Origin of the sequence: Micromonospora sp. RTGN7, assembly GCF_033804645.1 — a bacterium.
Lineage (GTDB): Bacteria > Actinomycetota > Actinomycetes > Mycobacteriales > Micromonosporaceae > Micromonospora.
This window is the reverse complement of record NZ_JAPZLF010000001.1, coordinates 599065-625560: the sequence shown is the minus strand read 5'-3', so window position 1 is coordinate 625560 and position 26496 is coordinate 599065. Positions and strand designations below refer to the sequence as shown.

The window sequence follows — 26496 nt, the reverse complement described above, 5'->3', positions numbered from 1 at the left end:
TCGGTGATCCCGGTCGGCCACCGGGCGGTAACATCGCCCGGTGGCCGGCAGCGCACCGAACCCCAAGCACGAACACGTCACCCCCTCGCTGGGGCTGAGCCCGCTGTCGAGGGTCCGGCTCGACGAGTTGCTCCAGGAGATGCTGGACCGGGTCGGCGAGGTGGTCACCAGCCGGGAGCGGCTGCGCGCCCTGCTCGACGCGGTGGTCGGCATCGGCACCGACCTGGACCTGCGCAGCACCCTGGGACGGATCGTGGCGTCGGCCTGCGAGCTGGCCGGCGCCCGCTACGGCGCGCTCGGCGTGATCGGCCCCGACCGGCTGCTGCACGACTTCATCGTCCACGGCATAGACCCCGAGCTGCACGCCGAGATCGGCGACCTGCCACACGGCCGGGGCGTGCTCGGGCTACTCATCGACGAACCGCAGCCGCTGCGGATGCCGGACATCACCAAGCACCCCCAGTCGTACGGCTTCCCGCCGAACCACCCGCCGATGCACAGCTTCCTGGGTGTGCCGGTGCGCATCCGCGACCAGGTGTTCGGCAACCTCTACCTGGCCGAGAAGCAGGGCGCGCCCGAGTTCACCGAGGACGACGAGCAGATCGTGGTGGCGCTGGCCGCTGCGGCCGGCGTGGCGATCGAGAACGCCCGGCTGTACGCGCTGGCCCACCGCCGGGAACGCTGGCTGGCCGCCACCGCCGAGATCACCTCGGTGCTGCTCGGCGAGGTGCGGCGCACCGACGCGCTGACGCTGGTGGCCCGCCGGGCCCGTGAGGTCGCCGAGGCGGAGCTGGCCGTGGTGCTGCTCTACGACGAGGACGCCGGCCAGTTCACCGTGGAAGTGGTCGACGGTGCCGACGACCAGGCCCGAGAGCTGGTCGGCGCGGTGCTGCCGGCCGCCGAGACCAGCTTCGCCGGTGCGGTCACCCGGCGGGGGCACGAACTGGTGGAGAACCTGGCCGAGGCCGCGCCCTGGCCGACACCGGTGACCGCCGGGCCGGCCGTGGTCTCCCCGCTGGCCGCCGCCGACACGCTGCACGGCGTCCTGGTGATCGCCTACCCACCGGACCGGGGCGGGGCCACCGATGACGACCTGACGCTGCTGGGCAGCTTCGCCGGACAGGCCGCGCTGGCCATGGAGCGGGCCCGGGGGCAGGAGGAACGGGAGCTGCTGGTGGTCCTGGAGGACCGCGAGCGCATCGCCCGGGACCTGCACGACGTGGTGATCCAGCGGCTCTTCGCCACCGGCCTTCAGTTGCAGAGCGGCGCGATGAACGCCCGCCCCGAGGTGGCCAAGCGGATCAACGCCGCCGTCGACGACCTCGACTCCACCATCCGCGACATCCGCCGGACCATCTTCGAACTGCGTACCCCGATGAGCGCGGCGCTGCGCACCGAGATCCGGGAGGCGGTCGACGTGGCCACCGAGTTGCTGGGCTTCCGGCCGGCGCTGGAGCTGGACGGTCCGCTCGACAGCGCCGTCCCCGATCCGATCCGCCCCGATCTGACCGCCGTGCTGCGCGAGGCACTCTCCAACGCGGTCCGCCACGCCGAGGCGAGCCGGGTCTCGGTGGCGGTGCGGGTCGACGGCGGCTGGGTGACGGTCACCGTCACCGACGACGGCCGGGGCTGCGACCCGGCCGCCGCCCGGGGCGGCCTGATCAACCTCCGCGAACGCGCCGAACGCCACGGCGGCGAGTTCGCGGTGCGCCCGGCGCCCTCGCGCGGCACCGAACTGCACTGGGCGGTCCCGCTCCGCGACGACTGACGCCCCACCCCACCCCACCCCACCCCACCCACCCACCCACCCACCCGCCCAACCCCACCCGCCTCACCCCGCGATCTTGCACTTGCGGCCCCCGACATGCCCCTTTCGCGCCCTTCGTCGGGGCCGCAAGTGCAAGATCGACGCGGGCTACGCGGTGGGGACGGGACCGGGGTGGGGTGGGGTGGGGTGGGGTGGGGTGGGTCAGTGGCGCTGGCCGAGGAGGCGGGTGGCCAGTACGGCGGCCTGGGTGCGGCGCTCCAGGCCCAGCTTGGCCAGCACGCTGGAGACGTAGTTCTTGACCGTCTTCTCGGCGAGGAACATCTTGCCGGCGATCTCCCGGTTGGTCAGCCCCTCGGCGACGTACTCCAGGATCCGCCGTTCCTGCTCGGTGAGGGACTTCAGCTCACGCGGCTGCTCCACGCCGCTGCGGATGCGTTCCAGCACCCGGGCGGTGATCGCCGGGTCGAGCAGCGACTGCCCGGCGGCGACCCGGTGCACCGCGTCTACCAGGTCGGTGCCGCGGATCTGCTTGAGCACGTACCCGGACGCGCCGGCCATGATCGCCGCGAAGAGGGCCTCGTCGTCCTCGTACGAGGTGAGGATGAGGCCCTTGATCGACGAGTCGACGGCGCGGACGTCCCGGCACACGTCGATGCCGTTGCCATCGGGCAGCCGGGCGTCGAGGATCGCCACGTCGGGCCGGAGCGCGGGGATGCGACGGGCAGCCTCCTGGGCCGAGCCCGACTCCCCCACCACCTCGATGTCTCCGCTGGCGGTGAGTAGGTCGGCAAGGCCACGACGGACGACTTCGTGGTCGTCGAGGAGGAACACCCGGATCATCGCTCTTTTGTACCCGCTCGGCCGCCGTCCCACACGGGCCTAAGGTCCCGATCCGGCCACCGCCGGGGCAGGTGGTCCCGGGGCAGAGGGGACGTCCGGCCCTGCCCGGGAGCCACCCCGGTCACGCACCGTGGAGATGACGCCGCTCGGAGGCGGCACGAACTGCCACGGAAGGAGCACCACCATGGAAACCGGCTTCACCGTCGAGCAGCTCAGGGCCGCCGCCGCAGACGCCGTCCGGGCGCCCTCGCTGCACAACACCCAACCGTGGCGGTTCCGCCTGCGCGACGGCGGGATCGAGGTCGCCGTGGACCGGGACCACCGGCTGCCGGCGACCGACCCGAGCGGCTGGGGTGCCCGGATCGCCTGCGGGGCGGCCCTGTTCAATCTGCGGCTCTCCCTGGCCGTGGCGGGCACCCCGGCGAAGGTCCGGCTGCGCCCGTACCCCGGGGAGACCGACGTGCTGGCTCGGCTGACCCCGGACGTGCCGCGCCGCCCCACCCCCGCCGAGCAGAGCCTGTACGGGGCCATCCCGCAGCGGTTCAGCAACCGTGCCCCGTTCTGGCCGGACCCGGTGCCCGCCGACGCCCGCTGGCGGCTCGGCGAGGCGGCCCGCGCCGAGCAGTGCTGGCTGGAGCTGGTGATCGGGGTGAGCGCGGTCAACGCGTTCGCCGAGATCGCCCGCAGCGCCAACCGGGTCCTGGAACGCGACCCCGCCTACCGGGCGGAACTGGCCGAGTGGGTGCGCGCCGCGCCCGCCCCCGACGGGGTCCCGGCTGCGGCCGGCGGCCCGCAGAGCGAGCCGCAGGACCTGCTGCCCGCCCGGGGCTTCGGCGGACGCAACCGGGCTCCGGGCCGGGACTTCGAGCCCGAGCCCCTCGTCGCGGTGCTCGGGTCGACCGGCAACACCGCCACCGACCAGGTCATCGCCGGGCAGGCCCTGCAGCGGGTGCTGCTCACCGCCACCGACGCCGGGCTGGGCGTGTCGATGATCTCCCAGCCGATCGAGGTGCCGGGGGCGCGGGAGGCGCTGCGGATGTCCCTGGGCCGGTTCGGCCCCCCGCAGATGGTGATGCGCATCGGGTACGGCCAGCCGGGCAATCCGACCCCGCGCCGCAGCATCGACGAGGCCCTGGACCTGCCGGTCACCCAGGCGTGAGGTGACCGGCCACCCGGTGGAATACGGTCATTCGGCCAGTGCGGCGAGGATCTGCTCGCCATACCGGGCGAGTTTGGCCTCCCCCACCCCGTTGACCCCGGCCAGGCCGTCGAGCGTCGACGGCGGGTCGGCGGCGATCTGGCGCAGCGTCGCGTCGTGGAACACCACGTACGCGGGCACTGCCTGCTCCTTGGCGATGGCCGCCCGCCAGGCGCGCAGCCGCTCGAACACCGGCTCGGCCGCCGGGGTCAGCTCGACGGCCGCGCCCCCACCCGAGCGGGACTTCGCCGCCCTGGTCTTCGCCGGCCGGGCCGCCTCGCGCCGCATCGGCACCGGTCGGCGCCGGCCCAGCACCTCGGCGCTGGTGTCGGTGAGGACCAGGGTGCCGTAGTCGCCCTCGACGGCGAGCAGGCCCTGGGCGAGCAGTTGCCGGACCACGCCCCGCCACTCGGCCTCGCTCAACTCCTCGCCGATGCCGAACACGGTCAGCGTGTCGTGGCGGTGCTGGGTCACCTTCTCGGTGCGCCGGCCGAGCAGGATGTCGACGCACTGCCCCGCGCCGAACTTCTGGTTGCGTTCCCGGTGCAGCCGCAGCACCGTCGAGAGCAACTTCTGCGCGGCGACCGTGCCGTCCCAGGACTCGGGCGGCTCCAGGCAGGTGTCGCAGTTGCCGCACGGGGCGCTGTCCTGGCCGAAGTAGCTCAGCAGCCGCACCCGGCGACACTCCACGGTCTCGCAGAGGGCCAGCATCGCGTCGAGGTGGGCGGCGAGCACCCGCCGGTGGGCGAGGTCGCCCTCCGAGGAGTCGATCATCTTGCGCTGCTGCACCACGTCCTGGAGCCCGTACGCCAGCCAGGCGGTCGACGGTAGGCCGTCCCGGCCGGCGCGGCCGGTCTCCTGGTAGTAGCCCTCGACCGAGCGGGGCAGGTCGAGGTGGGCGACGAACCGCACGTCGGGCTTGTCGATGCCCATCCCGAAGGCGATGGTGGCGACCATGACGAGGCCGTCGGAGCGCAGGAACCGCTTCTGGTTCGCGGCGCGGGTGGCCGCGTCCAGGCCCGCGTGGTACGGCAGCGCGGCGACGCCGTTGGCGACCAGAAACTCGGCGGTCTTGTCGACCGAGGCCCGGGACAGGCAGTAGACGATGCCGGCGTCGCCGGGGTGCTCGGTGCGGATCAGTTCGAGCAGTTGCTTGCGGGGCTCCCGCTTCGGCGCGATCCGGTACTGGATGTTGGGCCGGTCGAAGCTGGCCACGAAGTGCCGTGCCCCGGTGAGATCCAGCCGGGTGGCGATCTCGGCGGCGGTCGCGGCGGTCGCGGTGGCGGTCAGCGCGATCCGGGGCACGGCGGGCCAGCGCTCGTGCAGCATCGACAGCGCCAGGTAGTCGGGGCGGAAGTCGTGGCCCCACTGCGCCACGCAGTGCGCCTCGTCGATGGCGAACAGCGCGATCCGCCCCCGCTCCAGCAGCCGCAGCGTGCCCCCGCTGCCCAGCGCCTCCGGGGCGAGGTAGAGCAGGTCCAGCTCGCCGGCGAGGAACGCCGCCTCGACCCGCCGCCGGGCGTCGAGGCTGAGGGTGGAGTTGAGGAAACCGGCCCGCGCCCCGACGGCGGTGAGCGCGTCGACCTGGTCCTGCATGAGGGCGATCAGCGGGGAGACGACCACCGCGACGCCGTCGCGCACCAGGGCGGGGATCTGGTAGCACAGCGACTTGCCGCCGCCCGTCGGCATCAGGACCAGGGCGTCGCCGCCGCCGACCACGTGCTCGATGATCTCTTGCTGCTCGCCCCGGAAGGCGTCGTAGCCGAAGACCCGCCGGAGCACGCCCAGCGGGGTCGCGGTGACCGTGTCGGGGAGGGTGTCGGTGCCGGACGTCATCCGCGGAGTCTACGAGGCGTCACCGACACCGCGGCCGCGACGGGCGGGGCCGGCCGCGACGGGCGGGGCCGCGCATTTCCGGTTCGCGCATCCCCGGCCGCCGCCGGCGCGTCACCCGGCTGTCCGAAATCCGTCGCCGGACGGCGGCCACGACCTACTTCCCCACCATTGCGCAATTGCCAAACGTGCTGGCGTCCAGTCTGTCTGACTGCCGGAAAGGCTGCTGAATCCCGGCGAAGTCAGCCGTTGTCAGCGATTGTCCGGCTGCGGATATGGACATGAAGCCATGCGCTGATGCTATAGAGATACAGGCACAAAAAAGACGCCTCACCGAATGTGAATAGCATTCTTTCTGGCGTCCGAAAGCCTCGGGGCAGGGGCCGTTGACCAGCGGAAACAGCGTCGTTGAAATTGGCTGCGGCATTCCCGCGCCCACCGCCCGTCCGGGTAGACATCGAACGCCGGCCGCCGAGGGCGACCGGCGCTCAGGTAGGAGCATCTATGTCTCTGTCACACCGCATCCGCCGGCTGGCCGCATCCGCGGTCGCCCTGACGCTGGCGCTGACGGCCGCCTCGACCGCGCCGGCCGCCGCCCGGGACCCCGTCCACTCCGAACGTGCCGCGCCGGCGGCGGCGCAGCCCGCCGCCACGCCCAAGCCGGTCACCACCACGCCCAAACCGGTCACCACCGCGCCCAAACCGGTCCGGCCGGCCGCCCCGACGAAGCCGACGGCTGCCAAGAAGGGCACCGCCGCCGTGGTGACCTGGAAGGCCCCCAGGGACAACGGCAGCAAACTCACCGGGTACATCGTCACCGGGTACCGCAACGGCACGAAGGCGGAGGCGGTGTCCTTCGACGCCACCACCACCAGCCGGAAACTGACCCTGCCCACGGCGAAGGGCACCTGGACCTTCACCGTGGCGGCACGCAACGCGGCCGGCCTCGGGCCGGCCAGCAAGCGCTCCGCCCCGCCCCGGGTGCTCGCCCTGCCGGGCACGCCGACCATCATGGCGGCCACCGCCAACGTCAACACGGCGGTGCTGAGCTGGCTGCCACCCGGCTCCGACGGCGGCTCCACGATCACCAACTACGTCGTGTTCCCGAAAGTCGGTGGGGTGAGGCAGCCCTCCCAGACGGTGCTGCCGACCCCCACCACCGCCATCGTCAGCGGCCTGACCGCCGGACTCACCTACACCTTCACCATCGCGGCGCTGACCGCGGTGGGGCTCGGACCGGAGTCCGCGCCGTCGCACCCGGTCGTGCCGAACATGTCCCCGTGGGTGACCTGGACCGGCCCGTCCACGGAGGTCGGTGTGGCCTACAGCCACACCGTCGCCGTCTCCCGGGGCGTCACCCCGTGGACCTTCTCCATCAGCTACGGCGCCCTGCCGCCCGGGCTGACACTCGACCCGACCACCGGCAACGTCTCCGGCATCCCGACCACGGCGGGCACCTACGGCTTCGTGGTCCGGGTGGTCGGTAGCCAGGGAGAGATCGGCAGTCGACTGATCGCCCTCGCGGTCACCCCGGCCCCGAACATCGTGATCACCTCCGTCCCGCTGGGCGAGGTCAACGCGCCCTACTCGCTGCGGGCCCTCGTACTCGGCGGGGTGGCCCCGTACACCTGGTCGATCTCCGCCGGCATCCTGCCGCCCGGCCTGTCGCTGAATCCGCTCACCGGCGAGATCAGCGGCCGGCCCACCACGGCCCGCACCTACGTCTTCGGCCTGCGGGTGACCGACGCGGCCGGACTTTCCGACACCGAGCAGGTCCGCCTCGTGGTGCAGCCGCAGACCGTGGTCGAGCTGCGGGCGAACGTGAGCTCGGCGAACTTCGACACCCCGATCACCCTCATCGCCGACCTCGGGCCGGGCGAGGTCCGCGGGACCGCGACCATCTTCGACCAGCAGCGAAGCGGGGGCACCGCCAACCTCGGCACCGAGACGGTGGCCTTCAACCAGGCGACCTTCACCCTTAAGCTGCCCGCCTTCGGCCTCAACCAGCTCTTCGTACGCTATGACTCCACCCTCACCAACGGCGTGTCGACCTCCAACGTCGTCCCGATCCAGGTCTACGGCCTGCCGGGGCAGTTGCTGATCGACCAGTTCCGCCAGTCCGGCATCTCCGGCCTGCTCGACCACTACGTGGTGCTCTACAACAACACCTCGATCCCCATTCAGCTGCCCGAGGTCGTGGTGGAGGCACCGGGGGGCGTCTCCGTGGCGATCCCGAACACCGCGACGACCATCGGCCCCCGGGTGGGCTACCTGATCGCCGGGCCGCGATACAGCATCGCGAACATCCCGCCGGACCTGACGGTGCCCACGCTCGGGCCGGCGCCCAACACCGGCGACACCGGACTGCGGGTACGGGTGCCCGACGCCACCAGCACCGTCACCGACGCGGTCGGCAGCGCTCCCGGCTTCTCCACCGGCACCCCGCTTCCGGCGTTCACCAGCCCGCTGACGGTCCACAGCGCCTGGGTCCGGTTGCGGGTCTACGGCCTGCCGCAGGACACCCGGCACAACCGGACCGACCTCCGGCTGGTGACCACGGTGCTCGGGCCGATCAACGGGATGCCGTCCACCCTGGGCACACCCTCGCCGCAGCGCCAGTTCGGCCCGTACGAACAGAGCAGCATCCTGCAGACCACCCTGGCCGACCCGACCAGGGTGTCCTCTGCCGCACCGAACCAGGAGATCATCCCGGCCGCCGCCGGCGAGCCGAAACGGCTGATCCTGCGGCGGGCCATCACCAACCGGGGCATCACCCCGGCCGCCCTGCTGCGGCTGCGCATCTCCACGCTCAGCCAGGACAACGGTGCCCCCATCCCGGGGGCTCCGACCCCGCCCAACCCGGCCGAGCTGCGGCTGGTCAACCCGCCCACGCCGACCAGCACGATCACGGTCAGCGGGGTGGGGACCGTGATCGTGCGGAACCTGGCGATGGACGCCCCGGCGACCGACCCGCCGGGCGGCGGGCTCGCCACCACGCTCACCGCGCCACTGCCGATCGGCGGCCTGGCCCCCGGCCAGACCATCTACGTCTCCCTCGCCTTCGAGGTGGACAAGGGCGGTCGGTTCTGGGTCGGCTGGGACGTCGAGGCCATCGGCGGCGGGCCCGTCATCCCGCCGAGCCTCGCGACGATCATGAAGGTCACCCCGGAGAAGGCGAAGGCGGCCGAGAAGGCCGCGGAGCGGGCGGCCAACAACCGCCAGTTGACCAGCGTCCGGGGCAACCTGCGCTGACCCGTCCCGAGCCGGAACCACGTCGGGTGGGGGCCTCGCGCCCCCACCCGACGCCGCACGAGCCCCGAAAAACGAGAAGCGTACGAGGTCGACATGCCAGTCAGATTCGCCTACGGGCTGCACCTCCGGGGCCTGGACGGCGTCGCCGAACTGCCCGCCACCACGGCGCCGACGGCGGGCAGCCAGCTGGTGACCGTCCGCCAGCGCCACACCCCGCCACCCGATCCGGTGCCGCTGGGCGCCAACCGGGTGGTTCGGCTGCTCACCGACGGCCGCACCCTCGACCTGGACCGACGACGCGGCACCGCCACCTTCTACGGGCCACCACTCGCCCCCGATGTGCTCGCCCACCCGTACCTCGCCCCGGTGGCCGTCACCCTGAACCGCTGGGCCGGGCGGGAGACCTTCCACGCCGGGGCGTTCGTCCACCACGGACAAGCCTGGGTGGTGCACGGTGGACGTACCGCCGGCAAGAGCACCCTGCTCGCGGCGCTCGCGACCCGCGACGTGTCGGTGCTCGCCGACGACATCGTGGTCCTCGACGGCACCGACGTGCTCGCCGGCCCACGCTGCGTCGACCTGCGCGAGCCGCTCCCCGGCGGGCGGCTGCCCACCCGTCCGGTCCGCGACGCCACCCGGCTGCGGATCGCCCTGCCGGCCGTCGCGCCCCGCCTGCCGCTGGGCGGCTGGCTCTTCCTGCGTTGGGGCGATGGCCCCGCGCTGGCCCCCGTCGGCCCTACCGAGCTGCTGGCCCGGCTCGCCGCCCGGCGTTCCCTGCCCGAGCTGCCCTCCGCCCCGACCGGGCTGCTCGAGCTGGCCGGGCTGCCCGGCTACGACCTGACCCGCCCCCGGGACTGGGCGGCCCTCGATGCCACCCACCGGCTGCTCGACGCCGCCCTCACCCCCGCCGGGGCGCGGCCGTGATCGCCCCCGTACGCGCGCTGCGCACCCTGGCCGAGGTGGCCCGCCGGCACGGGCCGCTCGGCCTCGCCCTGGTGGCCTGGACGTCGCTGGCCTGCCGGCAGGTACGCCGCCAGCTCGCCCGGGGCGGGCTGGACGCGGTGCGGCTGCCCGCGCCCCCGCCCGGCGGCACCGATGCCCTGCTCCGGCGGGCGCTGCGGTGGGCGGGCGGCAACTGCCTGGAGAGCTCCCTGGTGAGGCAGCGCTGGTGTGCCCGCCGGAGGGTCTTCCGGACGGTGGTGATCGGGGTGAGCCCGCCCGACGCCGACTTCCACGCCCACGCGTGGCTGGACGGCGACCCCGACCCGCACCGGCACGAGCTGGCGGAGATCCTGCGCCGCCCCACCCCACCCGCCTGGCGCCCCTGAGTCCCCGTTCCCGGCAGGATCTCCGCCCTGGCCGCACCGGCGCCGCCGCTCGGAGACGCCCATCGAACCGGCACCGGGGTCAGCGGCAGTCGACCAGGTCAGCCGACTCCAGGTCAGCAAGGAACGCGCGTACGTCGGCGTCGGCCTGCTCCGGTTCGACGGGGGCGTTCCCGGCCAGCACGGCGGTCAGCTCCGCGACGGTGGCCCCCGCCACCAGGTGCGGCCAGAGCAGCGCGGCGCAGTGGTCCAGGGCGAAGTAGACCGACTGCCTGAGGTCCAGCAGCACCGCCTCGTCGCCGGCCGACCGCCAGGCCACCCGGTCCGCCCGGACCCGGTACACGGTCGCAATGTCGGTGTTCACCTCGGTGCCTCCACGGTCTGTTGTTGATCGACAGGTTCCGGCCCCGGTGCCGGCTGACCGGCCAGCCAGACGTGCTGCACCAGCGCCCCGGTCCGTGGGTTGACCGGCCAGCGGGACCACTCCCGGCGCAGCGCCTCGACGTCCACCAGGGATTCGTCGACGCCGGTGCCGTCCCAGGAACGGACGAACTCGCGCGTCGCCGCCCGAAAGAACACCTCGTCGAAGGTCGCCTTCCGCCGGGGCGCGACGACCAGCGGCGGCAGCTGCGGGTCGACGATGTCGGCGAGCAGTTCCCGGCGTGACGGGGAGCGCAGCCGCCCCGGGTGCGCGGCCAGGGCCGCGGCGAACCCGTCGTCCAGCAGCGGCGTCACTGCCAGCACGTCGAGGTCGACGGAGACGACGGCCAGGCTGGCCCGGGTCATGGTGAGGTCGCGGCGGCGCAGGTGCCAGGCGATCCGCCCGGCCAGCCGTCGCGGCTCGGCGCGCTGCTCGGCGCCGAACGCCCGGCGCAGCTCCCGCGCCGCCTCGGGACGCAGCCACGGGAACGGGTCCGGCTCCCGGTGCCGCCAGCGGGCCCGCAGTCGGCCCAGCCGAGCCCGCAGCGAGCCGGGGCGACGCCGCCAGCCGGCCAGGATCTGGTCGCCCCCGACCCCGGTCAGCAGTGCCCCGCCCCGGGCCAACTCGGCGATCGGCAGGTGCAGGTGACGATTCGGCGGGTGTACCTGCCCGTACCGGGTCAGCAGCCGGCGGGCGACCGGGCCCACCAGGTCCAGGTCCTCCCCGGCCCGGAGGATCTCCCACCCACCGCCCAGCCCCAGTTCGGCGATCACCCGGTCCTGCCACTGCGACTCCTCGGCCCGGGGCGCCCCGGTGAACCGCCAGGTGACCGGCACCGGGTCGGGCAGCCCCTCGCGCCGGGCCACCCGGACGGCGATGGCGAGCACCAGCGAGGAGTCCACCCCGCCGGAGAAACTCACCAGGCACGGCGGCCGGCGCAGCGCCGGCAGCACCGCCCGCTCCAGCGCGACCATCGGCGCCGGCGTCCCCGCCGGGTCGGCGACCCCGGCCGGCGGCGGCGCGGCCGGGTCCAGGCCGAGCACGATGCCGCCGGCGACGTCGCGGGCGGTGGGCCGGGGCAGTACGACGTCAGTCACGGGTGAGTACCCCTCTGCGCCGGGCGAGCCACAGTGCGCGATCGAAGGCCCAGGCCGACAGCGGCAGCAGTACGGCGGCGACGCCGACCAGGACCAGCGCAGCTGCGCCCCAGCCGTCCCCGGTCAGCGCGTGCCGCAGCGCGTCGAGGGCCAGGCGGGTGGGGAGCACGGCGCACACCGGGTGCAGCGCCCCCGGCAACGCCGAGATCGGGAAGTACGTGCCGGACAGGAACGACAGGGCCACCACCAGCAGCCGGGCCGCCGGATCGCCGTAGCCGACCGCCACCGCGAGCCCCATCAGCGCGAGTCCGAACGGCAGCGCGCAGAGCGCGCCCAGGGCCAGCACCACGGCCATCCCGACCCAGTCGGCGTGCCCGACATGCAGCCCGAAGAAGGCGCCGAGCACCGCCAGGTACACCCCGGCGCGCACCAGTGCGAAGGCGAACGGGTATCCGGCCAGCCCGAGCCCGATCGCCCAGCCCGGCACCGGCTGGGCGACCAGCAACTCCAGGGTGCCGGCCCGCTGCTCGGTGGCCAGCCGGGCGACAACCTGGACGGTGGCGGCCTGGAGCACCAGCAGGAAGACGATGCCCACCGCGACGAAGTCGAAGTAGCTCACCGAGCGGGAGAAGTCGGCGTGCGGGGCGAGGGTGAGGACTCGGGACACGAAGACGAAGACCAGCAGGTTCAGCAGCCCGAACGCCAGGTCCAGCAGGAACGGCAGCCCCAGGCCACGGCGCTCGGCAAGGTCCCGCCGCAACAGCGCGAGGACCCCCCGCCCGGCGGACACCCACGTCGGCGGCGCGGCGGCTCCGGACGGGAGGGTGGCCCCGGACGGGGCGGCGACCTCGGGAGGCACGGCGCGCAGGTCGCTGCTCATCCGCGTACCGGCATGGCCAACGTCCGGTGGCACCGCTCGCGGTCCTCGGCCAGGTGGGAGGCGAGCACGCAGGTCGTCTCCGGACGGCGGGCCAGCGCGGCCCAGAGCAGTTCCCGCGCCCCGGCGTCCAGGGATCGCCCAGGCTCGTCGAGCAGCACCACCGGCGGGTCGCCGAGCAGGGCGCGGGCGATGCTCACCCGAGCCCGCATCCCGGCCGAGCAGCGGTACGCGGGCACGCGGGCATAGTCCGCGATGTCGAACTCCTCCTCAAGACGGGTGACCGCCCCGGCGGCCTCCCGCGCGGGTAGTCGCATCCGGGCCACCAACATCAGGTTGTCGTGCCCGGAGAGCCGGCCGTAGAGGCCCTGCTCGGGGGCGAGAGCGACACCGGTCAGCAGCCGCGCCGCCCGCGAACCGGCCGGCCAGCCGGCGACCAGCGCCCGGCCGGCGCTCAGCGCGAGTGTTCCGGCCAGGCACCGCAGCAGGGTGGTCTTGCCGGAACCGTTGCCGCCGCTCAACAGCAACCGTGCCCCCGCCGGCACCTCCAGGTCGAGGCCCGAGAAGATCGGGCGTCGCCCGAAGGCACGCCCGACTCCGGTGAGTCGCAGCATCGGCAGCCAGCCGTCCGGCCGGCCGGACGCGTGGCTCAGATCGAGCCCTGGACGCCGGACTGACCGTCGGCGTCCGTGACGCCGGGGAAACCACCCTGGGTCAGCTCAGCCAGGGTGCCCAGCCGGCGCAGCCGCGGTGGCTGATAGCCCCGCCGGGCAACCCGGCTGGAATCGGTCGAAGCGGGAGGAATATTCATGAAAGCTCCTTCACGGAAGTAAACCGACCATGCCCATGTTATGGGATCAATCTCGCAATGCAAGCCACCATTCATACCGGGCTTGTCGACGTCGGCCCTATCGCGGACGGGCCCGCGACGGGACGACGACAGGGCCTGCCGGAGGGTGGGGAGCAGCCCGAACCGAGACGGACGGAGAACGTACCTACGCGGGCAACCCGGCGCATACGAAATGGACCGGGTCCGTAGACCCGGTCCGGATATCTGGTGGGCGATACTGGGTTTGAACCAGTGACCTCTTCCGTGTCAAGGAAGCGCGCTCCCACTGCGCCAATCGCCCGCACCCGTCGGCCCGGAGGGAACGCCGGGGCCGACAGCGGTCGCCCCCGCAGGGGAGTGATCGCGAGCGGACGACGGGATTCGAACCCGCGACCCTCACCTTGGCAAGGTGATGCGCTACCAGCTGCGCTACGTCCGCACGTCGCCGATGTTGGTCGGTGACGGGGTGAACTGTACCCGACGACAAGATCGCCCCGCACGCCGACCCACGACGACGATGGTTGCAGAGCTCAGCAACGGGGTACTTCATCGCATCGACAGAACTACATCCCCCCGAAGGAGACTGTCGTGGGAATCGGAACGAGCATCTTCCTGATCGCGGTCGGCGCGATCCTCACGTTCGCGCTCGACGCCAACCTCGGCGGCGTCAACCTCGATGTCGTCGGCTGGATCCTGATGGCCGCCGGCGTGCTCGGCCTCATCATGACCACACTGGTCTGGGGCCGCCGCCGCGAGGTGGTCACCACCACGGAGCCGGTGGAGTACCGCCGGGTCGAGGAGCGCCGGGACGTCACCCCGCCGCTCTAGGCAACGACCGTGCCCGCCCTGGCGATGGATCATCGCGGAGCGGATGACGGCGTTCGCGCGCCGACATTTCAGGCCGCCGGCGGCCGGGCCTCCTCGTCGCCGAACTGATCGGCGAAGTCGAGCCAGCCGCCGGCGCAGGCGCGCGCCACCGCATCCAACGAGCGCCGGCAGTGGTCGCCGCCAGCTAGATGGAACCGTTATCGGCAGCGGCCGTTCAACCGCTACCGATAACCAGCTGAACGGCCCCGCCACTCGGCTCCGGTGGTCCGATGCGGACGACACGGCGACACGGGCGGCACCGCGACGCGGGCGGCACCGCGACGCGGGCGGCACCGCGACGCGGGCGGCACCGCGGCACGGCGCTGACCGTTGGCGGTTGCGCTACCCCCGGCCTCGCGATGCGTCGAGGATCTTGCGGCACTGGCAGCGGCACATGGACCCGGACAGCAATCGACCCGTTACCGGAACTCCGGCAACGGGTCGCACAGCCTGTCAACTACTGGTGGGCGATACTGGGTTTGAACCAGTGACCTCTTCCGTGTCAAGGAAGCGCGCTCCCACTGCGCCAATCGCCCTCGTCAACTTGCCGAGGTGGAGACGGGATTTGAACCCGTGTACACGGCTTTGCAGGCCGTTGCCTCGCCTCTCGGCCACTCCACCGGGCTAGCCCCCGACATCCATGGGGGCGTCTCCGAGCGGACGACGGGATTCGAACCCGCGACCCTCACCTTGGCAAGGTGATGCGCTACCAGCTGCGCTACGTCCGCTTGTCTCCGGCGTTAACCGGTGACGGATGAGAACTTTAGCCGAGCCCGCCAACGGTTGCCAACTCGGGCCCCCGGCGCGTCCCCACCACCGCCGCACCCTCCCCCGCCACTGCTGGGTGAGGGATGGGGTGGGTGGTGGGGGTTTCGGGGTGTGGGCTTCCTAGGAGACTGGATAGGATCAGCCGGGGCAGTTCTGGCAAGACGGAAATACTGTCCGTCTTCCGACGCTCTCCCCCCGAATCAGCCGTGGCGGTAACTGTTTGTGCACGAACGGATAGGTTACGGTAGCGAAGTGACGAGACGTGCCGCCGAAATCCGCCTGGATGCCCTGTTGCGCACGGCCTGTGACGTGATCGCGAAGCGAGGGCTGGCCAACACGCGCACAGCCGATGTGGCGCAGGCCGCCGGGGTCAGCCAGGCACTGGTTTTCTACCACTTCGCCACCAAGGAACGACTCCTCGCCCAGGCCTTCGAGTACGCGGTGGAGCAGGATCTGGCCCGGCTCGACACCGTGGTCCGGTCGTCCGCCGCGCCCCTGGTCAAGCTCCGCCGAATGCTCAAGCTCTACACCCCCACCGGCCGGTCGACGTCCTGGTCGATGTGGATCGACGGCTGGTCGGAGTCACTGCGCACCCCCGAGCTGGAGAAGGTCTCCCGCCGGCTGGACCTGCGTTGGCGGGAGGATCTCGCCGCCGTGATCATCGACGGGGTGCGCGATGGCACCTTCGTGTGCGCCGACCCGGCCGGCGCGGCCTGGCGGATCAACGCGGTGATGGACGGCCTCGCCGTGCAGTTCGCGGTCCACGAACGGGTGATCTCGCGCCGTCAGTTCGCCGAGTGGATTCGACTGGTGACCGCCCGCGAGCTGGGATTGGACCCTTCCCAGCTCGACTGGTCCGCCCCCGCCCAGGAGCGTTCCCGCCGGGCGGAACAGCCCGAACCGCAGCCCGACGGCGTGGGCTGACCAAGCAGCCGGACAGGCCGCCGGGCCGGTGCCACCGGGCATCGGGTCGGCGCGCGGTGCAGAGTTGTCAGCCGGCCTTCGAGGCCCCGCCCGGGGTGCCGGCCGGCCGGCCCAGACGCTTTCGCAGCCGCCGCCGGGCCGGTGGGTGGACGTTGGCCAGCTCCAGGTCGCCCCCGTAGTGGGCGAGGACCCGGTGGTCCATCGCCCGCCGCCACGCGGGCGGCACCAGGGCGACGACGATCATGGTGGCGTAGCCGGCGGGAAGCTGCGGTGAGGCGTCGAAGCTGCGCAGCGTCTGGTACCGGTGCAACGGGTTGGCGTGGTGGTCGCTGTGCCGCTGAAGCTGGAAGAGGAAGACGTTGGTCACCGTCCGGTCGCTGTTCCAGCTGTGCCGGGCGTCGACCTTCTCGTACCGGCCTGCGGCGTTGCGCTGCCGGGCGAGACCGTAGTGCTCCAGGTAGTTGACCACCTCGAGCAGGGAGAACCCGCACACCGCCTGGAGCACCAGGAAAGGCAGCACCACCGGCCCGAACGCGGCGACCAGGACGCCGAAGAGGACGAGAGTCATCGCCCAGGCGTTGAGGACGTCGTTGCGGTGGTTCCACGGGCTGCGCCCCCGGAGGCGGAACCGGGCCGCCTCCAGCCGCCAGGCCGACCGAAGGCTGCCCCAGACGGTACGCGGCCAGAATGCGTAGAAGCTTTCCCCGAGCCGGGAACTGGCCGGATCCGGTGGGGTGGCGACCCGGACGTGGTGGCCGCGGTTGTGCTCGACGTAGAAGTGCCCGTACCCAGTCGGGGCGAGGGCCACCTTGGACATCCAGCGCTCCAGCCGCTCACGCTTGTGGCCGAGCTCGTGGGCGGTGTTGATGGCGATGCCGTCGACCACCCCGAGGGTGACGATCAGCCCGGCCGCGCCGAGCGGATCCAGCTCACCGGAGGCCCAGAGCGCGCAGCCAAGCACCAGGCCGGCGTATTGGAAGGGCAGGTAGAGGTAGGTAAGCCAGCGGTAGTAGCCGTTCCGGGCGAGCTTCGGCATCGCCGTCTCCGGCGGATTGCTTCGGTCGTCCCCGATGAGCAGGTCCACCACCGGGATCACGCCGAAGACCGTCAGCGGGGGTAGCCACCAGGCCCACCACCCGGCCCCGCCCCGCCAGACCAGCCAGGCCATCAACGGCAGCATCGGGACCAGCAGCGCCACCGGCCAGAACGGCTTGCGCGAATCGCGCCAGGCGGCGGGCGAAACTGCCGCGTCAGCCCCTGCGGACATCGCCGACCTCCGATCTGTCGAGCCTGCCCCGACTGTGGCATGGGTCACGATGTTTTACAAGAGAGTATGTTTTGTAAATGAGCCGGTCGGCCCGCCTGGCGGCGGCCCCGGGCCGGGCGGGCAGAATCGGCGCGTGTCCGATCTCTCCGCGGCCTTCGTGAGGCTGCACGCGCGGCTCGCCCCGGTGGCCTTCGTACCCGAGGTCTGCCTGCACCAGGCCGACGAACCCATCGGGCTGTGGGAGCTCACCGAGGGTGAGTTCCGCAGCTCCCAGCCGCCGCCGTTCTGGGCCTTCGCCTGGGCCGGCGGGCAGGGGCTGGCCCGGTACGTCACCGACCACCCCGAGCTGGTCGCTGGCCGCCGGGTGCTCGACCTGGCCTCCGGCTCCGGCCTGGTCGCCATCGCCGCCGCCCGCGCCGGTGCGGCGACGGTGCGCGCCGTCGAGGTCGACGAGCGCGCGGTGGCCGCGGTCGCGCTCAACGCCAACGCCAACGGGGTACGCGTCGACGCCGAACTCGGCGACATCCTCGACGGCGACGCCGACGCCGCCGAGGTGGTGCTCGCCGGCGACGTCTTCTACAGCGAGGCGATGGCGCGCCGGATGCTGCGCTTCCTGCTCCGGGCCGCCCGCTCCGGCGCCCGGGTGCTGGTCGGCGACCCGGGGCGGGCGTTCCTGCCCCGCGAGCGGTTCCGCGAGCTGGCCGCCTACGACGTGCCCGTGCCGGAGGCGCTGGAGAGCGTACGGGTGAAGCACACCACCGTGTGGGAGCTGGACCCGGCGCCCCCGGGGGCCGCCCGCTGACCCGTCGGCGTGCCGTTGCGAGGCCGGGGGAACCCCGCACCGACGAAGGTCGGGGTCGGTCGGCGCCGTTCGACAGCGGCGAACAGGCCGCCCGGATTCCTACCGTCGACCCATGATCACATTACGTGGGTTAACGAAACGGTTCGGCTCGACGACCGCCGTAGACGACCTGACCGTCGACATCGCGCCCGGCCGGGTCACCGGCTTCCTCGGACCCAACGGCGCGGGCAAGTCCACCACCATGCGGATGGTCCTCGGTCTGGACCGGCCAACCGCCGGCCGGGCCCTGGTGGACGGGAAGCCGTACCGGGAACTGCGCCATCCTCTGCACGCTGTCGGCGCACTGCTGGACGCCGGGGCGATCCACCCGGCCCGCTCCGGGCGTGCCCACCTGCTGGCCACCGCACGCAGCAATGGCATCCCGGCCCGCCGGGTCGACGAGGTGCTCGCCCTGGTCGGCCTGGACGACCGGGCCGCCGTGAAGCCCGGCCGGACTCTCTCCCTCGGCATGGGCCAGCGGCTCGGCATCGCCGGGGCGCTGCTCGGCGACCCGCCGGTGCTGCTCTTCGACGAGCCGGTCAACGGCCTCGACCCGGACGGGGTGCGCTGGATCCGGCAGTTCACCCGCACGCTCGCCGCGCAGGGACGCACCGTGCTGGTCTCCAGCCACCTGATGAGCGAGATGCAGCAGACCGCCGACCAGCTCGTGGTGATCGGCCGGGGCCGCCTGATCGCCGACGCGCCGACCGCCGAGGTGATCGCGGGCGGCTCCGCCGCCGCGGTACGGGTCCGCTGCCCGCAGCCGGCCGGCCTGACCACCCTGGCCCAGCGGCTGGCCGTCGACGGAGTCACCGTGACGACCGACGGGCCGGACGGGCTGACCGTCACCGGCCTGACTGCGGAGCGGGTCGGCGACCTCGCGTACGAGCTGGGAGTGCGGCTGCACGAGCTGACCCCGGTGACCGCGTCGCTGGAGCAGGCGTTCATGGCGCTCACCGGCGACTCCGTCGAGTACACCTCCACCTCCCCCTGGATCGAGGCCCGATGAACGCACCGTCCGCCACCACGACCCGCTCCACCCCGGCCGCCGGCCCATCGTCCGCTCCGCCGCCCGGCCCGCTCGCCGGGGCGGTCGCCGCCGAGTGGACCAAGCTCTGGTCGGTCCGGTCCACCTGGTGGACGATGCTGTCGGCGGTGCTGCTGACCGCGGCCACCGCCGGCCAGCTCGCCATCTACGCCGCCAACGCGAACACCGACGACGACCCGGGCGTCGTCACCGTCGGCAGCATCGTGATCGATTCCCTGGAGCTCACCCAGTACGTCGTGCTGGCCCTCGGCCTGCTCGCCGTCACCGTCGAGTTCGGCACCGGCACGCTGCGCACCACCCTGCGGTGCACGCCGTCGCGCGGCCGCGTACTGCTGGCGAAGGCGGTGGTGATCGCGGCGGTGACCTTCGTGCTCGGGCTGGTGCTCGGCGGCGTCGGCGTGCTGGTCGCCGCGCCGGTGCTCGGCGAGGGGGGTGCCGCGCCGCTCGGCGGGACGCTCCGCGACGTGACCGCGTCGGCGGCCTACCTGGCCCTGGTCGGTGTGCTGGCGCTGGGCCTCGGCGCGGTGCTGCGCAGCCCAGTGCTGACGCTGATCGTCCTGCTCGCGGGGCTGATGATCGTCCCGCTGTCGCTCCAGGAGCCGGGCATCGCCGTGCTGACCCGGATCGCCGACGGATTCCCCGGCGTCGCCGGGGGCCACTTCCTGGCCGGGGACACCGGCCCGTACCCGCCGGTGGTCGGGCTGCTGCTGCTCGCCGCCTGGGCCGCCGCTGCCCTGGCCGCAGGCCGCGCCGCCCTCCGGCACCGCGACGCCTGAGGCGTACGGGCTCCCCCGTCGGCGACGTCGGTCGGCTCGGCCCCGGAGGGGTCCGCCGCCCCTGGTCGCCGGCGGGTTTCCCGGCCCACACCGGGCGTCGGCATGGGGTGCCCTACGGGTCGACCAGGCCGGCCTCGTGGGCGACGATCGCCGCCTGCACCCGGTTGCGCACCTCAAGACGGGTGAAGATGCTGGTGAGGTAGCTCTTCACGGTGCCCTCGACGAGGTGCAGCCGGCGGGCGATCTCGGCGTTGGACAGGCCGGCACCGACCAGGGCCAGCACCTCGCGCTCGCGGTCGGTCAGCCCGGCGGTGCGGGCCCGGGCCGCCGGGCCACGGGCCAGCCGGGCACCGTTGAGCTCGATGATTCGCCGGGCGATCCGCGGCGACAGGTACGCCCCGCCGTTGGCCACCGCCCGCACCCCGGCGATCAACTCCCGGGGGTCGCCGGCCTTGAGCAGGAAGCCACTGGCACCGTGCCCGAGCGCCCGGGCGACGTGGTCGTCCTCGCCGAACGTGGTGAGCATGACCGTCGCCGTGTCCGGCACCAGCCTGCGGATCTCGGCGGCTGCGGCGAGCCCGTCGAGGCGGGGCATCCGGATGTCCAGCAGCGCCACGTCCGGTCGGCGCGCCCGGACCAGCTCGACGGCCGCCGCGCCGTCGCCGGCCTCCCCGACCACCTCGATCCCGGGATCGGCGCCGAGGATCGCCCGGATTCCGGCCCGGATCATCGCCTCGTCGTCGGCCAGCACCACCCGCACCGGCCGGGCGCCCCCCGTCGCGTCATCCCACCGGTCCGTCATTCGTCGACCCGCTCCTTGCTGACCAGTCGCCCGTCGGTGAAGCAGAGCCGCCAGGTGGCCTGCGCGAACGGGAAGTTGCCGTCGGTGTAGTACTCGCAGCCGGGGCGGTGCCCGGCGGCCGGCGGCTCCGCCTGGCGGCGCGGCAGGCCGACCAACTCCTGCCGGTGCGTGCCCAGTGGCAGCCGGTCGAACGTCACGTCGTCGAGGACCGCGCCCGCCGTGGCGAACGGGTGGTAGACCAGGGCCAGCACCAGCGCGAGGCCGAGCGGGGCGCCGAGGGCCGTGGCGAGGCTGCGCCGGACCCGGCGGCGGGCCTGGCGCAGCCGCTGCTCGGCCTCCCCAGGTCGAGGAGGAACACCGCCCCACCCGGGAGGGTCGGACGCGGAGGGCTCGGCGGCCGACTCGGAGACAAAGGCATCGAGCGTAAAGGGGCCGGACGCAAAGGAGCCAGACGCGAAGGGATCGGGCGCGAAGGGATCGGGCGGCAGAGAGCCGGACGGGGGGCGGGGGCGGGCGAGCGGGAGGCTCGCCCGGACGGCGAAGCCGCCGTCCGTGCGGGGCCCGGCGCGCAGCGTGCCGCCGGCCAGGCGGACCCGCTCCCGGAGGGCGAGCAGCCCCGAGCCGCTGGACGGCGGGCCGGGCAGCGGGCCGGCCGGCGGCGGGGCGTTGACCACGCGTACGTCCACCCGGCCCGCGCGGCGGGCCAGGGTAACGGTCACCGGGGTGCCGGGGGCGTACCGGGCGGCGTTGGTCAGCGCCTCCCGGACCACCCGGTGCGCGGCGTTTCCGGCCAGCGTGGGCAGGTCGAGCGAGTCGCCGTCCACCCGGACGGTCATCCCGGCCTCGCGGGCCCGCCCGAGAAGCTCGGCAACGCTCTCCTCGGCCGGCCGGGTGGATGCCGCCCCGCCCTCCTCCCGGAGCACCCCGATGATCTCGTGTAGCCGCTCGGTGGCGGTCGCCACGCTGCCCCGCAGCTCACCGGCCGCTGCCCGGTGCCGTTCCGGCAGGTCGCCGGCCAGCTCGAGGGCGGCGGCGCGCAGCGCGATCAGGCTCAGCTCGTGGCCAAGGGAGTCGTGCATCTCCTGCGCGATCCGGGCCCGCTCCCGCAGCCGGATCTGCTCGGCCGCACCGCGCCGCTCCCGGGCCACGGCCTCGGTGTGCCGGTCCCCCGCCATCGTCAGTTCCCGCTGCTGCCGCCGGTACCTACCGACGAGCCACGGGAACACCCCGACGAACAGCAGTACCGAGGCGAGCAGGAACCAGGTGGTCGCGCCGGTGCCGAACAGCCCCACGTTCAGCGCGGTGCCGCCGGCAGCGATCAGCCCGAAGACCACCGCAGCGGGGGCCGCCCCCGGGCTGCGCCGCCCGGTCAGGTAGCTGAAGACCGGGATGACGAAGACGAAATTGCCGTTGACCAGGGACCCGAGCACCACCAGGACCAGGGCGGGCAGCGGCCGGCGATCGGCCAGCCGCACCGCGACGGCGAGCAGCAGCAGCGAGGCCAGTCCGAGCGCCAGACCGGCTCGGTCGTACGGGGGCGTGAGTAGGGCGAACCCGATCGGCGCGGCGATCACCGCCCAGATCGGCCCACCTCGGAGCAGCCGCCGTCCACCTCGGAGCTGCCGCCAGCCACCCCGCGCCGGCCGAGCACGCCCGGGCAGTCGCTCCGATGCGTCGCGCCCCTGTCTCCACCGCACGCCGGCCAGGCTACCCACCAGTGGCGGGGCCGGGCACCGACGAAAGTCAGGTGGTCAGCTCGCGTCCTCGGCCCAGGCCCGCCAGTCGTCGAGCACCCCGTACAGCGCGGGGGTGAGCCAGCCGGACGCGGACCGGCGGAACACCCCCGGGTCCATCCTCCCGGTCTCCGCCGGGAGCACCCCGAGCAGGTTGGGCAGCAGGTCGGTCAGGTTGGACCAGTGCACCAGCTCCGGCTCGGCCGGCCAGGCCCCGATCACCACGCCGGCCGGTACCGCGCGCCGATCGAGCGCCTCCAGGGTCAGCGCGGTGTGGTTGAGGGTGCCCAGGCCGGCGCGGACCACCACCACGGCGGGGGCACCCAGCGCCACCGCCAGGTCGGCCATCGTCCAGGGCTCCCCCGAGGGACGCAGCCCCATCGGTACGAGCAGCCCACCGGCCCCCTCGATCAGCACGAGGTCGTGCTTGTCGGCCTCCTCGCGGATGGCGTCGACGGCCGCGTAGAGATCCAGCGGCTCCAGTTGCGCCACCCGGGCGGCGGCGAGCGGGGCGAGCGGGTCGGGGTAGCTGGCCAGGGTCCGGCCGGTGAACGGGGCGGCCAGTCGGGTCACCGAGTCGACGTCGCCCGGTTCGCCGGTGACCGTTCCGGTCTGGCCGGGTTTGACCACGGCGACCCGCAGGCCGGCGGCCTGCGCGGCGGCCGTCACCGCTGCGGTCACCACCGTCTTGCCGACCTCGGTGTCGGTGCCGGTTACCAGCACCGGCCCGGTCCACGCCCCGCTCACGACGTCACCCCCGCCCGTTCCTCGGGCACCCGTCGGCCCCGTCCGTCGCCCGACGCGATCCCCACCGGCCACGACCCACGACCGAAGCGGCCCGTCACGGGGCGCACTCCACGATCACGTCGATGGCCCGTTCGAAGTCCGCCCGGGGCACCCCGGCGCTGATCGTCAGCCGCAGCCGGGACCGACTGTCCGGGGTCGACGGCGGACGGAAGCAGCCGACGGCCACCCCCCGGGCTGCGCAGCCGGCCGCCCAGGCGGTCGCCGCCTCCGGGCCCGGGGCGGTCACCGACACCACGGCGGCATCCGGCGCGGAGACGGTGAGCCCGGCGGCGCGCAGCCGGCGTACGGTCTCCGCGGCCCGGTCGGCCAGCTCGGCGCGCAGGTCGTCGCCGGCGCGGGCCAGGTCCAGCGCGGCGCGCACCCCGGCGGCCACGGACGGCGGCAGGGCGGTGTCGAAGATAAAGGTCCGGCCGGTCTCCACCAGGTCCCGGACGAACTCGGCCGGGCCAGCGACCACGCCGCCCGCGCCGCCCAGCGACTTGGAGAGGGTTGCGGTGACCACCACGTCCGGCTCGCCGGCCAGCCCGGCGGCGGACACCCCGCCCGCCCCGGCCGGGCCGATCACGCCGAGGGCGTGCGCGTCGTCGACCAGCAGCAGCGCGCCGTGCCGGCGGGCCACGGCGTGCAGCTCCGCGAGGGGGGCGAGGTCGCCGTCGACGGAGAAGACCGACTCGGTGACCACCACGGCGGGGCGGCCGGGGGCGGCGGCCAGCGCGGTCGCCACCGCCGCCGGGTCGGCGTGCGGGACGACCACGGTCTCCGCGCGGGAGATCCGGCAGCCGTCGATCAGCGAGGCGTGGTTGTGGGCGTCGGAGACGAGCAGGGTGTGCGGCCCGACCAGCGCCCGGACCGCGCCGAGGTTGGCCAGGTAGCCGGAGGAGAAGACCAGGCTGCCGTCGGCGCCGAGCCACTCGGCGAGAGCGGCCTCCAGCCCGTGGTGCACGTCGGTGGAGCCGCGCACCAACCGGGATCCGGTCGCGCCCAGCCCGTACGCCGCGAGGGCCCGTCCGGCCGCGGCGGTGACCTCGGGGTGGGTGGCCAGGCCGAGATAGTCGTTGCCGGCGAGGTCGACCACGGCGTCGCCGGCGGCCCGGGGGCGCAGCCGGCGGGTCAGCCCCGCCTCCGCCCGCAGCTCGGCACGGCGGTGCAGCGCCGCCAGCCAGTCCGCCACGCCACGCTCCCCACGTCCGCCCATGCCGGCCGCCCGCCACGACCGCTCCGCCGGGCGAAGTTACCACCCGCAGGCCACGGCCCGGCGTGGCGCGGACCCGGCACGCGGGGCCACCGGTCGTGTCGGGGTGGTGCCCGCAGGCCAGGCCGGGCGGGGCGGCGGGGGACGCCCGGGGCGGCGCTCGGTCGCCTTCTCCGGGCCGGGGCGGCCTTGTAGGGTACGAGCCATGCCAGAGATCCTCGACCAGGCCCGGACCCAGGTGCTGGAGAACGGCGTCGGCCTCGACGAGGCTTTAGTTCTTGCCGTGCTGAACCTGCCCGACGAGCACCTTCCTGCCGCCCTTCAGCTCGCCCACGAGGTGCGGATGCGCTGGTGCGGCCCGGAGGTCGAGGTCGAGGGCATCGTCTCGCTGAAGACCGGCGGCTGCCCGGAGGACTGCCACTTCTGCTCGCAGTCCGGGCTCTTCACCTCCCCGGTCCGCTCGGTCTTGCTGGACATCCCGTCGCTGGTGGAGGCGGCGAAGCAGACCGCGAAGACCGGGGCGACCGAGTTCTGCATCGTGGCCGCCGTGCGCGGCCCCGACGCCCGGCTGATGAAGCAGCTGCGCGAGGGCGTCGCCGCGATCAAGGCGGAGGTCGACATCCAGGTCGCCGCATCGCTGGGCATGCTCAGCCAGGAGCAGGTCGACGAGCTGGTCGACATGGGCGTACACCGCTACAACCACAACCTGGAGACCTGCCGCTCCTACTTCCCGAACGTAGTCACCACGCACTCCTGGGAGGAGCGCTGGGAGACGCTGAGGATGGTCCGCGAGTCCGGCATGGAGGTCTGCTGCGGCGGCATCCTCGGCCTCGGCGAGACGGTGGAGCAGCGCGCGGAGTTCGCCGCGCAGCTCGCCGAGCTGGACCCGCACGAGGTGCCGCTGAACTTCCTCAACCCACGTCCGGGCACCCCGCTCGGCGACCGTCCGGTGGTCGAGGGCAAGGACGCGCTACGGGCCATCGCCGCGTTCCGGCTGGCCATGCCGCGCACCATCCTCCGGTACGCGGGCGGGCGGGAGATCACCCTCGGCGACCTGGGCACCCGGGAGGGCCTGCTCGGCGGCATCAACGCGGTCATCGTCGGCAACTACCTGACCACGCTGGGTCGACCGGCGACGGCGGACCTCGACCTGCTGGACGACCTGAAGATGCCGGTCAAGGCGCTCTCCGCGACGCTGTGACGCCGATGACCACGACCGAGCTGTGGTGCGACCGGTGCGGGGGGTCGGCCGACGCCGGTGACCACCCGGCGTGCCGGGCGGCGCGCGAGCTGGAGCCGCCCCGGTTCTGCACGCGTTGCCGCCGTCGGATGAAGGTGCAGGTGCTGCCGGTCGGTTGGGCGGCGGTCTGCGTCGAGCACGGCGAGCTGCGGGGCTGAGCACGATGCCGGTGCTACGGGGCAGGGTGGTCACGCTGCGGCCGGCGACGGACGCCGACGTACCGCTCCTCGCGGCGATCCGGTCCACCCCCGAGGTCCGGCGCTGGTGGCGCGGCGGGGACGACCTCGCCGGCACCGTCCGCGCCGACCTGGCCGACGACGCGCTCACCGTCTACGCGATCGAGCACGAGGGCCGGGTCGTCGGCGCCATCCAATGGCACGCCGAGCGCGACCCCGACTACCGGCACGCCAGCCTGGATCTCTTCCTCGACCCACAGGTGCGCGGCGGCGGGCTGGGCGGGGACGCGATCCGCACCCTGGCCCGCCACCTGATCGACGCCCACGGCCACCACCGGCTCACCATCGACCCGGCGGCGGCCAACACCGCCGCGATCCGTGCGTACGCGAAGGTCGGCTTCCGCCCGGTCGGGTTGCTGCGCCGCTACGAGCGCGGCGAGGACGGGCGGTGGCACGACGGCCTGCTGATGGACCTGCTCGCCGGCGACCTGGCCGACTGATATTCGATCTGTTCGGCCCGACACACCAAGAACCGGTCGGGTCGGGCCGATCCGGTCGGGTTTCGGTCGGGTCGGCCGGACCCGCCGTCGCCCGAGCCGGGCCACCGCTCAACCC

General features: G+C 73.7%; 25 protein-coding genes and 5 tRNA genes. 13 read left to right on the top strand and 17 right to left on the bottom strand.

Annotated features, from left to right (window positions below):
• The first annotated feature begins 94 nt into the window (after positions 1 to 94).
• Positions 95 to 1768: a GAF domain-containing sensor histidine kinase gene (locus tag SNR22_RS02680; RefSeq protein WP_320064949.1), complete on the top strand. Its 1674-nt coding sequence runs from the start codon at positions 95 to 97 to the stop codon at positions 1766 to 1768.
• A gap of 201 nt (positions 1769 to 1969) precedes the next feature.
• On the opposite strand, the gene SNR22_RS02675 is transcribed toward SNR22_RS02680, so the two are convergent.
• A complete protein-coding gene (locus SNR22_RS02675) occupies positions 1970 to 2608 on the bottom strand; it encodes a response regulator transcription factor (RefSeq protein WP_320064778.1) in 639 nt (212 codons plus the stop codon).
• 184 nt (positions 2609 to 2792) lie between these two features.
• Here SNR22_RS02675 and SNR22_RS02670 point away from each other — a divergent pair, with 184 nt between their 5' ends.
• On the top strand, positions 2793 to 3767 hold the full coding sequence (locus tag SNR22_RS02670) for an Acg family FMN-binding oxidoreductase (protein WP_320064777.1): 975 nt from the start codon (positions 2793 to 2795) through the stop codon (positions 3765 to 3767).
• Positions 3768 to 3794: 27 nt separating this feature from the next.
• Here the strand turns inward: SNR22_RS02670 and recQ are convergent, their stop codons facing one another.
• Positions 3795 to 5642 (bottom strand): DNA helicase RecQ, encoded by a 1848-nt coding sequence (gene recQ, locus SNR22_RS02665; protein ID WP_320064775.1) that lies wholly within the window; start codon positions 5640 to 5642, stop codon positions 3795 to 3797.
• Positions 5643 to 6143: 501 nt separating this feature from the next.
• Between recQ and SNR22_RS02660 the strand changes: the two genes are divergently transcribed.
• From SNR22_RS02660 to SNR22_RS02650, 3 genes are all read left to right on the top strand, one after another.
• Positions 6144 to 8891 (top strand): fibronectin type III domain-containing protein, encoded by a 2748-nt coding sequence (locus SNR22_RS02660; protein WP_320064773.1) that lies wholly within the window; start codon positions 6144 to 6146, stop codon positions 8889 to 8891.
• Between the two features lie 93 nt (positions 8892 to 8984).
• The gene (locus SNR22_RS02655; protein ID WP_320064771.1) at positions 8985 to 9815 is read left to right on the top strand and encodes a hypothetical protein; all 831 of its coding nucleotides are present in this window, start codon (positions 8985 to 8987) and stop codon (positions 9813 to 9815) included.
• Complete coding sequence (locus tag SNR22_RS02650; RefSeq protein ID WP_320064769.1) at positions 9812 to 10219, top strand: lasso peptide biosynthesis B2 protein; 408 nt, start codon at positions 9812 to 9814, stop codon at positions 10217 to 10219. The genes SNR22_RS02655 and SNR22_RS02650 overlap by 4 nt, the downstream gene beginning before the upstream one ends.
• Positions 10220 to 10298: 79 nt before the next feature.
• Here SNR22_RS02650 and SNR22_RS02645 read toward each other — a convergent pair whose 3' ends face one another.
• The 7 genes from SNR22_RS02645 to SNR22_RS02615 all read right to left on the bottom strand — a co-directional run bounded on the left by SNR22_RS02645 (position 10299) and on the right by SNR22_RS02615 (position 13879).
• Positions 10299 to 10580: a PqqD family protein gene (locus tag SNR22_RS02645; protein WP_320064768.1), complete on the bottom strand. Its 282-nt coding sequence runs from the start codon at positions 10578 to 10580 to the stop codon at positions 10299 to 10301.
• Entirely contained in the window at positions 10577 to 11734 is a 1158-nt protein-coding gene (locus tag SNR22_RS02640; protein ID WP_320064766.1) for an asparagine synthase-related protein, read from the bottom strand. Before SNR22_RS02640 ends, SNR22_RS02645 begins: the two co-directional genes overlap by 4 nt.
• Positions 11727 to 12614, bottom strand: coding sequence for an ABC transporter permease (locus tag SNR22_RS02635; protein ID WP_320064764.1), 888 nt, complete (start codon positions 12612 to 12614; stop codon positions 11727 to 11729). Before SNR22_RS02635 ends, SNR22_RS02640 begins: the two co-directional genes overlap by 8 nt.
• Positions 12611 to 13225 (bottom strand): ABC transporter ATP-binding protein, encoded by a 615-nt coding sequence (locus SNR22_RS02630; protein WP_320064763.1) that lies wholly within the window; start codon positions 13223 to 13225, stop codon positions 12611 to 12613. The genes SNR22_RS02635 and SNR22_RS02630 overlap by 4 nt, the downstream gene beginning before the upstream one ends.
• 35 nt (positions 13226 to 13260) lie before the next feature.
• The gene (locus SNR22_RS02625) at positions 13261 to 13422 is read right to left on the bottom strand and encodes a lasso RiPP family leader peptide-containing protein (RefSeq protein ID WP_320064762.1); all 162 of its coding nucleotides are present in this window, start codon (positions 13420 to 13422) and stop codon (positions 13261 to 13263) included.
• Positions 13423 to 13666: 244 nt separating this feature from the next.
• A tRNA-Val gene (locus SNR22_RS02620) sits at positions 13667 to 13741 on the bottom strand.
• A 65-nt stretch (positions 13742 to 13806) separates the two neighbouring features.
• Positions 13807 to 13879 (bottom strand) — tRNA-Gly (locus tag SNR22_RS02615).
• A gap of 149 nt (positions 13880 to 14028) precedes the next feature.
• On the opposite strand from SNR22_RS02615, the gene SNR22_RS02610 reads away from it, so the two are divergent.
• Positions 14029 to 14268 carry a DUF6458 family protein gene (locus tag SNR22_RS02610; protein WP_320064761.1) on the top strand — a complete coding sequence of 80 codons (240 nt, stop codon included), beginning with the start codon at positions 14029 to 14031 and terminating at the stop codon, positions 14266 to 14268.
• 500 nt (positions 14269 to 14768) lie between these two features.
• On the opposite strand, the gene SNR22_RS02605 is transcribed toward SNR22_RS02610, so the two are convergent.
• From SNR22_RS02605 to SNR22_RS02595, 3 genes are all read right to left on the bottom strand, one after another.
• Positions 14769 to 14843 (bottom strand) — tRNA-Val (locus tag SNR22_RS02605).
• Positions 14844 to 14857: 14 nt separating this feature from the next.
• Positions 14858 to 14928 (bottom strand) — tRNA-Cys (locus tag SNR22_RS02600).
• Between the two features lie 34 nt (positions 14929 to 14962).
• A tRNA-Gly gene (locus tag SNR22_RS02595) sits at positions 14963 to 15035 on the bottom strand.
• 292 nt (positions 15036 to 15327) lie between these two features.
• Between SNR22_RS02595 and SNR22_RS02590 the strand changes: the two genes are divergently transcribed.
• Positions 15328 to 15999, top strand: a complete 672-nt coding sequence (locus SNR22_RS02590; protein WP_320064759.1) for a TetR/AcrR family transcriptional regulator — start codon at positions 15328 to 15330, stop codon at positions 15997 to 15999.
• Between the two features lie 67 nt (positions 16000 to 16066).
• Here SNR22_RS02590 and SNR22_RS02585 read toward each other — a convergent pair whose 3' ends face one another.
• Positions 16067 to 17266, bottom strand: a complete 1200-nt coding sequence (locus tag SNR22_RS02585) for an alkane 1-monooxygenase (RefSeq protein WP_320064758.1) — start codon at positions 17264 to 17266, stop codon at positions 16067 to 16069.
• A 133-nt stretch (positions 17267 to 17399) separates the two neighbouring features.
• Here SNR22_RS02585 and SNR22_RS02580 point away from each other — a divergent pair, with 133 nt between their 5' ends.
• The 3 genes from SNR22_RS02580 to SNR22_RS02570 all read left to right on the top strand — a co-directional run bounded on the left by SNR22_RS02580 (position 17400) and on the right by SNR22_RS02570 (position 19931).
• Positions 17400 to 18068, top strand: a complete 669-nt coding sequence (locus SNR22_RS02580) for a class I SAM-dependent methyltransferase (protein ID WP_320064756.1) — start codon at positions 17400 to 17402, stop codon at positions 18066 to 18068.
• A 112-nt stretch (positions 18069 to 18180) separates the two neighbouring features.
• Entirely contained in the window at positions 18181 to 19116 is a 936-nt protein-coding gene (locus SNR22_RS02575; protein ID WP_320064754.1) for an ATP-binding cassette domain-containing protein, read from the top strand.
• Positions 19113 to 19931, top strand: coding sequence for an ABC transporter permease (locus tag SNR22_RS02570; RefSeq protein ID WP_320064752.1), 819 nt, complete (start codon positions 19113 to 19115; stop codon positions 19929 to 19931). The genes SNR22_RS02575 and SNR22_RS02570 overlap by 4 nt, the downstream gene beginning before the upstream one ends.
• A gap of 112 nt (positions 19932 to 20043) precedes the next feature.
• On the opposite strand, the gene SNR22_RS02565 is transcribed toward SNR22_RS02570, so the two are convergent.
• The 4 genes from SNR22_RS02565 to SNR22_RS02550 all read right to left on the bottom strand — a co-directional run bounded on the left by SNR22_RS02565 (position 20044) and on the right by SNR22_RS02550 (position 24444).
• A complete protein-coding gene (locus SNR22_RS02565; RefSeq protein WP_320064750.1) occupies positions 20044 to 20733 on the bottom strand; it encodes a response regulator transcription factor in 690 nt (229 codons plus the stop codon).
• On the bottom strand, positions 20730 to 22430 hold the full coding sequence (locus SNR22_RS02560) for a sensor histidine kinase (RefSeq protein ID WP_320064749.1): 1701 nt from the start codon (positions 22428 to 22430) through the stop codon (positions 20730 to 20732). Before SNR22_RS02560 ends, SNR22_RS02565 begins: the two co-directional genes overlap by 4 nt.
• Before the next feature lie 54 nt (positions 22431 to 22484).
• Complete coding sequence (gene bioD, locus SNR22_RS02555) at positions 22485 to 23189, bottom strand: dethiobiotin synthase (protein ID WP_320064948.1); 705 nt, start codon at positions 23187 to 23189, stop codon at positions 22485 to 22487.
• 118 nt (positions 23190 to 23307) lie between these two features.
• Complete coding sequence (locus SNR22_RS02550) at positions 23308 to 24444, bottom strand: 8-amino-7-oxononanoate synthase (protein ID WP_320064747.1); 1137 nt, start codon at positions 24442 to 24444, stop codon at positions 23308 to 23310.
• A 226-nt stretch (positions 24445 to 24670) separates the two neighbouring features.
• Between SNR22_RS02550 and bioB the strand changes: the two genes are divergently transcribed.
• From bioB to SNR22_RS02535, 3 genes are read left to right on the top strand one after another with little or no spacing between them, the layout of a single operon-like run.
• Positions 24671 to 25666, top strand: coding sequence for a biotin synthase BioB (gene bioB / locus SNR22_RS02545; protein WP_320064746.1), 996 nt, complete (start codon positions 24671 to 24673; stop codon positions 25664 to 25666).
• 5 nt (positions 25667 to 25671) lie between these two features.
• Positions 25672 to 25863, top strand: coding sequence for a hypothetical protein (locus SNR22_RS02540; protein ID WP_320064745.1), 192 nt, complete (start codon positions 25672 to 25674; stop codon positions 25861 to 25863).
• Between the two features lie 5 nt (positions 25864 to 25868).
• On the top strand, positions 25869 to 26381 hold the full coding sequence (locus SNR22_RS02535) for a GNAT family N-acetyltransferase (protein ID WP_413775573.1): 513 nt from the start codon (positions 25869 to 25871) through the stop codon (positions 26379 to 26381).
• The last annotated feature ends 115 nt before the right edge of the window (positions 26382 to 26496 follow it).

Bases quoted from the DNA above. Each gene is read 5' to 3' on its own strand.
- SNR22_RS02675 (WP_320064778.1), bottom strand. From the start codon at position 2,608: ATGATCCGGGTGTTCCTCCTCGACGACCACGAAGTCGTCCGTCGTGGC.
- SNR22_RS02670 (WP_320064777.1), top strand. From the start codon at position 2,793: ATGGAAACCGGCTTCACCGTCGAGCAGCTCAGGGCCGCCGCCGCAGAC.
- recQ (WP_320064775.1), bottom strand. From the start codon at position 5,642: ATGACGTCCGGCACCGACACCCTCCCCGACACGGTCACCGCGACCCCG.
- SNR22_RS02660 (WP_320064773.1), top strand. From the start codon at position 6,144: ATGTCTCTGTCACACCGCATCCGCCGGCTGGCCGCATCCGCGGTCGCC.
- SNR22_RS02655 (WP_320064771.1), top strand. From the start codon at position 8,985: ATGCCAGTCAGATTCGCCTACGGGCTGCACCTCCGGGGCCTGGACGGC.
- SNR22_RS02635 (WP_320064764.1), bottom strand. From the start codon at position 12,614: ATGAGCAGCGACCTGCGCGCCGTGCCTCCCGAGGTCGCCGCCCCGTCC.
- SNR22_RS02630 (WP_320064763.1), bottom strand. From the start codon at position 13,225: ATGCTGCGACTCACCGGAGTCGGGCGTGCCTTCGGGCGACGCCCGATC.
- SNR22_RS02625 (WP_320064762.1), bottom strand. From the start codon at position 13,422: ATGAATATTCCTCCCGCTTCGACCGATTCCAGCCGGGTTGCCCGGCGG.
- SNR22_RS02585 (WP_320064758.1), bottom strand. From the start codon at position 17,266: ATGTCCGCAGGGGCTGACGCGGCAGTTTCGCCCGCCGCCTGGCGCGAT.
- SNR22_RS02575 (WP_320064754.1), top strand. From the start codon at position 18,181: ATGATCACATTACGTGGGTTAACGAAACGGTTCGGCTCGACGACCGCC.
- SNR22_RS02570 (WP_320064752.1), top strand. From the start codon at position 19,113: ATGAACGCACCGTCCGCCACCACGACCCGCTCCACCCCGGCCGCCGGC.
- SNR22_RS02565 (WP_320064750.1), bottom strand. From the start codon at position 20,733: ATGACGGACCGGTGGGATGACGCGACGGGGGGCGCCCGGCCGGTGCGG.
- bioB (WP_320064746.1), top strand. From the start codon at position 24,671: ATGCCAGAGATCCTCGACCAGGCCCGGACCCAGGTGCTGGAGAACGGC.
- SNR22_RS02540 (WP_320064745.1), top strand. From the start codon at position 25,672: ATGACCACGACCGAGCTGTGGTGCGACCGGTGCGGGGGGTCGGCCGAC.
- SNR22_RS02535 (WP_413775573.1), top strand. From the start codon at position 25,869: ATGCCGGTGCTACGGGGCAGGGTGGTCACGCTGCGGCCGGCGACGGAC.